The sequence below is a fragment of the Sphingopyxis sp. KK2 genome, assembly GCF_001990265.1.
In the GTDB taxonomy this organism is placed as follows: Bacteria; Pseudomonadota; Alphaproteobacteria; order Sphingomonadales; family Sphingomonadaceae; genus Sphingopyxis.
Genome location: NZ_LYVN01000316.1, coordinates 1 through 243 on the forward strand (window position 1 = coordinate 1; position 243 = coordinate 243).

Consider the following 243-nt stretch of genomic DNA (forward strand, 5'->3'; position numbering starts at 1 on the left):
AGGCGCGCTGGTCGGCATCGGGCTTGCCGGGTTGATCTGCGCCGCGCTGTTCCCGGTGTCGATGCCGTGGATCATCGCGCCGATCGGGGCATCGGCGGTGCTGTTGTTCGTGGTGCCGTCGAGCCCGCTCGCGCAGCCCTGGTCGATTGTCGGGGGCAATGTCGTGTCATCGGTCGTCGGCATCCTCGTCGCGCAGGCGGTGTCGACCCCGGCGCTCGCGGCCGCGCTGGCGGTCTCGGCCGC

The 243-nt window shown here is 72.0% G+C and carries 1 protein-coding gene; it reads left to right on the plus strand.

The features are described 5' to 3' along the window. The coding region (locus B1A78_RS21995) for an HPP family protein (protein WP_179102145.1) at positions 1-243 on the plus strand (243 nt) is incomplete at both ends.